The 9585-nt window shown below is 62.5% G+C and carries 8 protein-coding genes and 1 pseudogene; 6 read left to right on the top strand and 3 right to left on the bottom strand.

Going from position 1 to position 9585, the window contains the following annotated elements:
- The 3 genes and pseudogenes from NW827_RS07070 to carA all read left to right on the top strand — a co-directional run.
- Window positions 1-356, top strand: a pseudogene (locus NW827_RS07070) (PddD domain-containing protein); the annotation flags it as partial.
- Window positions 357-361: 5 nt separating this feature from the next.
- Complete coding sequence (locus tag NW827_RS07075; protein ID WP_414503490.1) at window positions 362-928, top strand: Tfp pilus assembly protein FimT/FimU; 567 nt, start codon at window positions 362-364, stop codon at window positions 926-928.
- A 125-nt stretch (window positions 929-1053) separates the two neighbouring features.
- On the top strand, window positions 1054-2244 hold the full coding sequence (gene carA, locus NW827_RS07080) for a glutamine-hydrolyzing carbamoyl-phosphate synthase small subunit (protein WP_414404330.1): 1191 nt from the start codon (window positions 1054-1056) through the stop codon (window positions 2242-2244).
- A gap of 8 nt (window positions 2245-2252) precedes the next feature.
- Here the strand turns inward: carA and NW827_RS07085 are convergent, their stop codons facing one another.
- From NW827_RS07085 to NW827_RS07095, 3 genes are all read right to left on the bottom strand, one after another.
- Entirely contained in the window at window positions 2253-3785 is a 1533-nt protein-coding gene (locus NW827_RS07085) for a UDP-N-acetylmuramoyl-L-alanyl-D-glutamate--2,6-diaminopimelate ligase (RefSeq protein ID WP_414404329.1), read from the bottom strand.
- A gap of 69 nt (window positions 3786-3854) precedes the next feature.
- The gene (locus NW827_RS07090) at window positions 3855-5621 is read right to left on the bottom strand and encodes an ABC transporter ATP-binding protein (protein WP_414404328.1); all 1767 of its coding nucleotides are present in this window, start codon (window positions 5619-5621) and stop codon (window positions 3855-3857) included.
- Window positions 5622-5680: 59 nt separating this feature from the next.
- Window positions 5681-6859, bottom strand: coding sequence for a 1-deoxy-D-xylulose-5-phosphate reductoisomerase (locus NW827_RS07095; protein ID WP_414362366.1), 1179 nt, complete (start codon window positions 6857-6859; stop codon window positions 5681-5683).
- A 320-nt stretch (window positions 6860-7179) separates the two neighbouring features.
- On the opposite strand from NW827_RS07095, the gene NW827_RS07100 reads away from it, so the two are divergent.
- The 3 genes from NW827_RS07100 (at window position 7180) to NW827_RS07110 (ending at window position 9277) form a co-directional block, all read left to right on the top strand.
- Window positions 7180-8460, top strand: a complete 1281-nt coding sequence (locus NW827_RS07100) for a trypsin-like serine protease (RefSeq protein ID WP_414503491.1) — start codon at window positions 7180-7182, stop codon at window positions 8458-8460.
- Window positions 8461-8537: 77 nt separating this feature from the next.
- The gene (gene rpsU, locus NW827_RS07105; RefSeq protein WP_414362368.1) at window positions 8538-8726 is read left to right on the top strand and encodes a 30S ribosomal protein S21; all 189 of its coding nucleotides are present in this window, start codon (window positions 8538-8540) and stop codon (window positions 8724-8726) included.
- Window positions 8727-8770: 44 nt separating this feature from the next.
- Window positions 8771-9277, top strand: coding sequence for a thioredoxin domain-containing protein (locus NW827_RS07110; RefSeq protein WP_414404326.1), 507 nt, complete (start codon window positions 8771-8773; stop codon window positions 9275-9277).
- The last annotated feature ends 308 nt before the right edge of the window (window positions 9278-9585 follow it).

Raw genomic sequence — 9585 nt, forward strand, 5'->3', positions numbered from 1 at the left:
CTCTGGTCTCCAACATCTTCAGCAGCCGGGAGGGGAGTCCGCAGGTTGCACCCGCTTGCCCGCAGGGCTATGCCTTTGGTGGCGGCAAACCCGAAGACGTCACCTTCTCGGGGTTGGCAGATAACCAGAACGACGTGGGCTTCTACGTCTGCGTGCGGCGCAGCCCCGGCGCCGACCGACCCCAGGATGTGATCATTAACATCACGGCTACGGCCATGGAGCGGGCCAACCCTGGCCTCTTCCGCCGCTATATCCAGGATGCCACCAGCGTCGATATCTCAGAGGTGTCGCGCTACCTGCTGCCGCTGCAAACTCGGGTTCTTGCCCGCGGTGTTATCAACCGTCAACTCTCCTAGGGGGAATGTCCACCATGTTGGCCTTGGAGAAAAAAACCATTGGCCCGGCGCGGCCGCTTCGATCCCAGGGCTTCACGCTGATAGAAGTCCTGGCGGTGGTGGTCATTATCGGCATTGTGGCCAGGCTGGCCGTCCCTTCCGGGATCAACATCTGGGCGCGCATCCAATTAGAGGACGCGCAAAACAAGGTGGAGCGAGCCCTGCGCACCGCCCGCACCAACGCCAGAGCCTCTCTCCAAGGCCGCGCCTGGGTGGTTGAAATCGATAACTCAGATCCAAGTGTCCCCACGCTGGTGATCCAAGACGAGAGAGGCCTTTGCGATGAGCCGATCCCTTGTCAGCGGGTGCGCCTGAATAATTTTGTAACTGTAACTAGCACCTTTGCCAACGAAAGAGGGAGGGCTGTTTTCGACTCGGAAGGGCGGGCGCGTCGGCTGGGGCGCTTTGTGGTTAGCAGCACCTACTCCCAGGGGGAAAACCGCTGCGTGGTGGTGAGCACTTTGATCGGCACTCTCCGCAAGGACAACAGGCCAGAATGTGGCAACGTGGCCAACGAGGCCGGGGAAGGATAGTTGGGGTAGGATAGTCAGGCTGCCGATCCCAGCCCCTCTCCCAGCCCAAGCGCTCCGCGCCGCTCACGCGACCACCCCCGGCCTCTCTCCCAAGGGGAGAGGGGAGTTGTCTAGGTTCACAGGTTATGGTCTCCTCAACTCTTGAAGCTCCGGAAAAAGTCTTCCCCTGGCACGCTCGGCAGCCGGCTCTGCTGGTGCTGGCCGATGGCACGGCCTTTGCCGGCTGGTCGTTTGGAGCAGAGGGCACGGCGGTGGGTGAGGTGGTGTTCAACACAGGCATGACCGGCTACCAGGAGGTGATGACGGATCCAAGCTACCGGGGGCAGTTGATCACCTTCACCTACCCGGAATTGGGGAACACGGGGGTAAATGACCTGGATCAGGAATCGGCACGGCCCCAAGCCGCCGGGATCATCGCCCGCAACGTGTCGCGCCTGGCCAGCTCCTGGCGCGCTACGGGGACGCTGCCTGACTACCTCAAGCAGCACGGGATCCCGGCCATTGCCGGGGTGGATACGCGGGCCCTGACGCGGCGGCTGCGCTCGCAAGGGGTAATGAACGGGGCCCTCTCAACCGAGATCTTGGATCCGCAGGCGTTGCTGGAGCGGGTGCGCCAGGCCCCTGCCATGCAGGGGCTGAGCCTAGTGGCAGAGGTGACAACGCCCAAGCCCTACGAGTGGCTAGAGCCCACCCCCGCCGATTGGGACTATGGCCGCAACCAAGGGATCCGGATCCCGGATCCCCCTTTGCGGGTGGTGGCGCTGGATTTTGGCATCAAGCGCAACATCTTGCGCCGCCTGGTTCGCTACGGCTGCCGCGTGATGGTGTTGCCGGCCCACGCCAGCCTGGAGGAGATCCTGAGGTACAACCCCGACGGGATCCTCCTCTCCAACGGGCCTGGGGATCCAGCGGCAGAGACAACGGCCATCCGCACCACCCAGGCGCTGCTGCAAAGCGGGAAACCCCTGTTTGGCATCTGTCTGGGCCACCAGATCCTCAGCCTAGCTTTGGGCGGATCCACCTACAAGCTGAAGTTCGGCCACCGCGGCCTCAACCACCCCTGTGGGCTGGAGCAGAAAGTGGAGATCACCAGCCAAAACCACGGCTTTGCGGTAGATGCCGCTTCGATCCCGGCGGAGGAAGTGGAAATTACTTACCTTAACTTCAATGACCGCACCGTGGCCGGGATCCGCCACCGCCACCTACCTTTGTTTTCCGTGCAGTATCACCCAGAGGCCAGCCCCGGCCCCCACGATGCTGACCATCTCTTCCGGGAGTTTGTGGAGCTGATGCTGCAGAACAGAGGCCGGGAGTAGCCTAACCCTCACCCCCGGCCCCTCTCCCTGAGGGAGAGGGCGGCACGGGCCTCTTCCCGGTCGTCGAAGTGGATCTTCTCGGTGCCTAGGATCTGGTAGTCTTCGTGGCCTTTGCCGGCAATCACCACCGTATCGCCTGGCTGGGCCTCCAGGATGGCCAGGCGAATGGCTTGGCGGCGATCCACCTCCACCGCCCAGGGGGATCCAGGGATCCCGGCCAAAATGTCCTGCAGGATCTGCTGCGGATCCTCGGTGCGGGGGTTGTCGGAGGTCACCACCACCCGATCGGCCCAGGTGGCGGCAATGCGGCCCATCTGCGGGCGCTTGCCCCGGTCGCGATCCCCGCCACAGCCAAAGACGCAGATCAGCCGGCCTTGCACTTGCGGGCGCAGGGCCTTGAGCAGGTTTTCCAGCCCATCGGGGGTGTGGGCATAGTCCACGATTACCGTGATGTCCTGCCCCGGCAGGCTCACCCGCTCCATCCGCCCCGGCACACCGGGAAAACGGGGCAGGGCCAACTGGATAACCTCAACCGGGATCCCCAGGTGCAGCGCCACCCCTACTGCCGCCAGCAGGTTGGCCAGGTTGAAGGATCCCACCAGCGGCGCTGCCACAGCAAAGCTGCCCAAAGGAGTGTGCAGGGTTGCCTGCAGGCCATTGGGGTGAAGTTGAACGTCGCTGGGCCAGAGGGCAGGGATCCCTTCCAAAGGCCGGAGGGAATAGGCCCAGGGCTCCAGAGGGGCTGGGAGGGCTTCGAGCAGCCGTCGTCCCCCCTCGTCGTCGGCGTTGACCACCGCCCGCCCCTGCAAGTACTCCGGCCGGAACAGGGTGGCCTTAGCCTGCCAGTAGTTTTCCATGCTGCCGTGGAAATCCAGGTGATCCTGGGTGAAGTTGGTCCAAACCGCAGCGGCAAAGCTACACCCCCAAGCCCGATCCTGAGCCAAGGCATGGGAGCTGACCTCCATCACCGCCACCTCCGCCCCAGCCCGCTGGGCTTCCCTGAGGCTGCGCTGCAGCTGCAGCGGAAACAGAGTGGTGTGGGGAGCCCCTTCGCAGTGGCCGGGCCAGCGGTTGTAGAGGGTGCCCAGCAAGGCAGTGGGGCAACCGGCAGCCTGCAGCAGATGTTCGATGAGATGGGTGGTGGTGGTTTTGCCGTTGGTGCCAGTGACCCCTACCAAGGTAAGCTGGCGGGCCGGAAAACCATAGAAGGCTGCCGCCACCTGGGCCACAGCCCGGTTCAAGCCAGCGCGGGGCCACACCAAAATGGGCCGACTGCCCCATTCAGCCTCTCCGCTGACTTGCTTCCAGGCCTCCTGGGAAATGAGGGCCGCCACCGCTCCTCCGGTAAGCGCCTCCTGGACAAACTCGCCGCCATCGACGCGGGATCCCGGCATGCCCAAGAAGAGATCCCCGGCCTGCACTTGGCGCGAGTCAGTGCACAGACCCCTGACCTGCACCCCCTCCAGGGATCCCTGAACCAACTGGGGCTGGATCCCGGCTTGGCCGAGCAATTGGCGCAGATCCATCCCGTTGCTTCCCATGCTTTTGCCCCTCCCCACAGCTTTGCAGCTTAGGGTAGCCGCTGGGCCGGCTTTCTGGCCAGAGAAACCCTAGGCCAGGGCCTCTTCCAGCTTTTGCTTGGCCCAGAGGCGGGCGTAGAGGCCGTCGGGATCAGCCAGCAACTGGGCATGGGATCCCTGCTGCACAATGCGGCCCTTCTCCATCACCCAGATCTGATCCGCCTCCACCGCTGCCGTGAGGCGATGGGTAATAAAGATTACCGTTTTCTGGGCCGTGGCCTGGCGCAGGTGGCGGAGAATGGCCTGGGCCGTCTCATTGTCCACGCTGGAGAGGCAGTCATCCAAGATCAAAATTGGCGCATCCACCAGCAACGCCCGCGCCAGGGCCACCCGCTGTCGCTGGCCGCCGGAAAGGGTGATGCCCCGCTCCCCCACCAGCGTGTCATAGCCCTTGGGAAAGTGGAGGATCTCGGCGTGGATGTGGGCAACTTTGGCGGCCCATTCCACCTCCCAATCTTCCGCCTGGGGCTTGCCGTAGCGGATGTTGTCCCGGATGGTGGCGCTAAAGAGGAAGCTCTCCTGGGGCACGTAGGCAATGGCACGGCGCAGGGATCCCAGTTGAATCTGGGTAATATCCTGCCCATCCAAAAACACTTGCCCCGGCTGGATCTCCAGCAGGCGGGGCAGGGCATTGGCCAGGGTGGACTTGCCCGCCCCAATTGGCCCCACCACCGCCACCAGTTGCCCCGGCTCAATGCAAAAGTGCAGATCCTGCAGCGCCGGCGTTGCGGATCCCCCATTGGCATAGGCAAAAGTCAGCCCCCTAGCCTCGATACGCCCCTGCACCTTTTCTAGAGGTAGCGGCAGAGCTTGAGGAGCATCGCGGATGGTGGGCTCTACCCGCAGCAAGGCGTCGATCCGCTCCAGGCTGACCTGGCCCCGCTGGTAGGCGGTGAGGGTAAAGCCCAGCAAAGCAGTGGGAAACACCAACCGTTCCACGTAGAGGGTGAGGGCGGAAAAATCCCCAATCGTCAGCCGCCCGGCGGCAATCTGCGGCCCCCCTACTGCCAGCAGTAGCAGCAGGCTTAGGCTAACCAAAGCCACCAGCGAGGGGAAAAGCAGGTTGCGGGTGAGGGCCAAGCGCAAATTGGCCTGCAACAGACGGTCGTTGCGGCGGCGAAACTCCCGCTGCTCGCGCTCTTCCTGGCTATACACCTTGATCAGGGTGATGCCGTTTATGTCCTCCTGGATGAGATTGCTGAGATCGCCCAGCTCCTGCTGCACCTGAAGCTGCTCCTGCTGCAGGCGATGGCTGCTTAACTTCACCAGTCCCAGCATCACTGGAAACACCGATAGGGCCAGGGCGCTCAGACGCGGCTCAATGCTCAACATGGCCGGCAGCGTAGTGCCGTAGGCAAAGATTGTGTTGGTCAAATTGAGCAGGGCAAAGCCCACTAGGCGACGGACATTTTCCACATCACTGGTGATGCGGGTGAGAATGTCCCCAATGGTCTGCTGAGCAAAGTAGGAAGGCTGCAGGGTGAGCAAATGCTCGAAGATGGCCTGCTTGAGGCGAAACTCCACCTGCCGTCCTGCCCCAAACATCCACACCCGCGAGGCAATGCGAATGCCCATCATCAGGGTGGAGACAGCTAGCACCACTAGGGCGTGGAGGACAATGCGGCTGGAGGCCAGCATGTCCAGGTTCTGGCTGAGATCATCAATGGCCAGCTTGACATACCAGGGCAGGAACACCCCTAGCCCGTTCACCACCAGTAGGGCTCCAATGCCCAACACTACTTGCCACCAGTGGGGGCGCAGATAGTAAAGCAACTGCTGCCAATGGGATCCGGTCACTCAAGGGCTCCTCCAGCTTCTTCCCACTCTAGCGCTGGGCCGGATCCCCCCGGTAGGGATTAGGCCAGAACCTGCGCTGGGGCCTGCTGCGCCAAGAGTTCCACCTGCTGTCGCGCCCAGGCGTCTACCTCCAGAATGTCCTCCAGGCTGGGATTGGCAATAACCTCGTGCCGCTCACACACCCGCTCCAGAAGGCGGGGGATATCCAAAAAGCGGATGCGCTCTTGCAGGAAGAGGGCCACGGCCGCCTCGTTGGCAGCATTCAAGGCAGCAGGCAACGTCCCTCCCGCCCGTCCAGCAGCATAGGCCAGCTGGAGGCAGGGGTACTTGCGGTGATCCGGTGCCTTAAAGGTAAGGGATCCCAGCTTAACCAAATCGAGAGGCTCCCAGGCGGTGGCTAGGCGCTCCGGCCAACTGAGGCCGTAGAGAATGGGCAGGTGCATATCCGGCCAGCCCAACTGGGCCAGAACCGAGGTATCGGCTAGCTCAATCAGGGAGTGAACGATGCTCTGGGGATGGATGAGGATTTCGATGTGGTCATAGTCCAAGCCAAACAGCCAGTGGGCTTCGATGACCTCCAAGCCTTTGTTCATCAGGGTGGCCGAGTCGATGGTGATCTTGCGCCCCATCACCCAGTTGGGGTGTTTGAGGGCATCCGCCAGAGTTGCCCGATCCAGTTGCTCGGCAGGCCAATCGCGAAAGGCCCCCCCTGAGGCTGTCAGCCAGATGCGGCGCAGGGATCCCGCTGGCACCCCCTGCAAACATTGAAAGATGGCCGAATGCTCTGAGTCCACCGGGATGAGCTTGACGCCGTGCTTTTGCACCAGGGGCAGCACCACCGGGCCGCCTGCCACCAGGGTTTCTTTGTTGGCCAGGGCAATGTCTTTGCCGGCGCGGATAGCGGCCAAGGTGGGCAAGAGGCCGGCACAGCCAACGATCCCGGTCACCACCCGCTGGGCCGCGGGGTGGGCTGCCACCTGGCACAGACCCTCCGTGCCCGCCACCAACTCCGGCAGGGGTCGCATCCCGGTCAGCAGCGACCGCAGTTCCGGCAGCAGCTCCTCCCGGCCAATGGCCACAATCTGGGGGCGAAACCGCCACACCTGTTCCGCCAGGAGGGTAACATTGCTGTAGCTACTCAAGCCAACAACCCGAAAGCGATCGGGATACTGGGCCACCAAGTCCAGAGTTTGGGTGCCAATCGAGCCGGTGGAGCCGAGCAAGGTGATAGCCTGCATGGGTAATCCCTTTGCACTGGAGTGTCTGGGTTGCCAAAAAATGGCGGCCTGCCGGCGCGGACTTCCCCTGGCACAGCGTGCCCTGGGCTCCACCTCACAAGGGCTAGGCCTGCCTCTCGCCCTTCATATTATCTTTGTCTGTGCCAGGCTGCTCTCTTGAGTTAAGCACCTCCGCGGGGATGCCGCAGTGGCGCTAGGGATCCTCCAAAGGCTAGCCTTTGGCAACTGAGAGCCCAGCCCCGAAGCAAGCAGGGCTGATATCCTCGAGCTAGTGAAGCTGGCTGGGGAACTCCCTCTCAGCCACGCTGGAAAAGCTGACCATGTTTGGTTTCTCGGAGCTTTCTGTCCGTCTTAAGGCAAGCAGCGCTTGGCGGGCTCTCCTCGGGCTGGGGCTAGCTCTAAGCGTGAGCGCCTGTGGCGGCGGCAGTTCGGGCGGTTCTTTCTCCCCCCTCCTAGGACAAATTGAGGGATCCCACTTTGACGATCTCAACGGCAATGGCCTGCGGGATCCGGGAGAGCCGGGGCTGGCGGGCATGACTACCTTTTTGGACTTAAACGGCAATGGCCGCCTCGATGGGGGGGAGCCCAGCACCCTCAGCGATGCCAACGGCAACTTCCGCTTTTCCAACTTGCCCCCCGGCACCTACCGTGTCACCGCCCTTTTGCCCCCAGGGCGGGTGTTTACTGGGCCGCCCTCAGGGCTAGGTCGGATTGTTGGCGGCAGGCCGGCTCATCCGGGGGCTTTTCCCTGGATGGTAGCCCTGCTGAACGCGGCGGAGCCAGATCCTTTTCGGGCGCAGTTTTGCGCTGGATCCCTGGTTGCTCCGGAGTGGGTGCTCACCGCCGCCCATTGCTTCTTCGACGATCAAGGCCAGCAGGTAGTGAACGCCCGCAACCTGGATCTGTTGGTGGGAACAACCCGTCTGCAGCTTGGCGCCGGCCAGCGCATTCGCGCTGCGCAAATCGTCATCCACCCCGGCTACAATCCCCAGGTGGGGCAACTGGGGGGGAACGACCTTGCCCTAGTGCGCCTCTCGCGGCCGGTGGCTCTGCCCACCCTGCCAGTGGTACTGCCCAACCAAACCAGCTTGACCGCCCCCGGCACGTTCGCCACCATTCTGGGGTGGGGGGCCACCTCCCCCCGTGACCTTGACCAGGAACCCAGCGGCTTTGCTTTGGATCTGCAACAGGCCGAAGTGCCCATTGTCGCCAACGAGGTGTGCAACGCGCCCCAGTCTTACAACGGCATCATTTTAGACACCATGCTCTGCGCCGGCTTTCCCCAAGGGGGTGTGGATACCTGTCAGGCCGACAGCGGGGGGCCTTTGCTCGTGCCCAGCGGCAGCGGCTTTGCCCTGGCCGGGATCACCAGCTTTGGCAAAGGCTGCGCCCAGCCCAATTTCTATGGGGTCTACACGCGCGTGTCCAGCTTTGCTGAGTTTGTGCAAGCGGTCATCGGCTCCACCAGCAGCGCCCCCAGCCCGACCCCAGCTCCAACACCCTCCCCTTCTCTGGCAGGGGGAGCGACAGCCTCCTTGACGGTGAACCTGCGAGAGGGCGAGGTGGTTTCCGGGGTCAACTTTGGCAGCCGCGCCCAATAGACGGGCCGGAAATGGTTTAGGATAGGGATCCAGGCATTAGAACTGTTCAGCTAATTGAGGGAGGGGATGAGTTCTCTATGACGCAAGTAACGATTGGCGAAAACGAAGGCATTGAATCGGCGCTGCGCCGCTTTAAGCGCCAAGTGGCCAAGGCGGGCATTTTGCGGGATCTGCGCAACCATCGCCACTTTGAAAGCAGCCTGGAAAAGCGCAAGCGGAAAGCAGTGGCCGCCCGTCGCAATCGCCGCAAAGCTGCCAATGGATAACCTGAGTTGAGCAAATCCCCCAGTCTGGCGAGAGGGAGTCTGCCATGGCCAAGGAAGGGCGCAGGGGGGAAAAGTGGGCAAAGCGGCTGCGCAATGGGCTGGTTGCTGCCGTAGCTGTGCTTTTGGCAGCAGGTCTGTTTTTGGCCAACCAAGCTCAGCAGGGCAGGGCCAGCTTGGCCACTTTGGCAGCAGAGGCTGTGCCTTGGGAGGAGGCACTGGTCAACGGCAAGCCCTCTCTAGTGGAGTTTTACGCCGATTGGTGCACCACCTGTCGATCCATGGCGCCTCTTCTGGCCAACCTGAAAGCGGAATTTGCCCAGCAGGTTAACTTTGTCATGCTGAATGTGGACAACCCCAAGTGGCTGCCGGAGTTGAGCCGCTATCGGGTTAACGGGATCCCTCACTTTCTCTTTTTGGATAGCCAAGGAGAAGTGGTGGGATCGGCCATTGGAGAACAGCCAGCTTCTGTTTTGCGGGCCAACTTGCTGGCTCTGGTAGCCGGGGATCCCTTGCCGCTGACTCAGGCTGGGCCAGTGTCTGCCCTACAGTGAGACAGTGAGGAAAGCCTCCCCCCCGCTCAGCTGGATCTGCTCGGCCTAGGACTCTAGCAAGTGGCAGTCCCTGGCGGGGGGCTCAATTCTTGCGAAGGCCAGATTTTGTTGCCTGGGGAGATCCCCTTGTCGAGGGATCCCGAGCTACCTGGAGCCCTGAGGGGATCTCAAGACAAGGGAATCCTTGCTTGCCCATTGGACCAACGGTTAGGCCGTGGACTCCTGGGCTTTCCAATTCCTGCCTGGAGCCATAGAAAACAAGGGGGCCGCCCTCCGGCAACTGCCCTGCCGTTTTCACCTTCAGATCC

It is taken from the genome of Synechococcus sp. H70.1 (genome assembly GCF_047502705.1).
Taxonomy (GTDB): domain Bacteria; phylum Cyanobacteriota; class Cyanobacteriia; order Thermostichales; family Thermostichaceae; genus Thermostichus.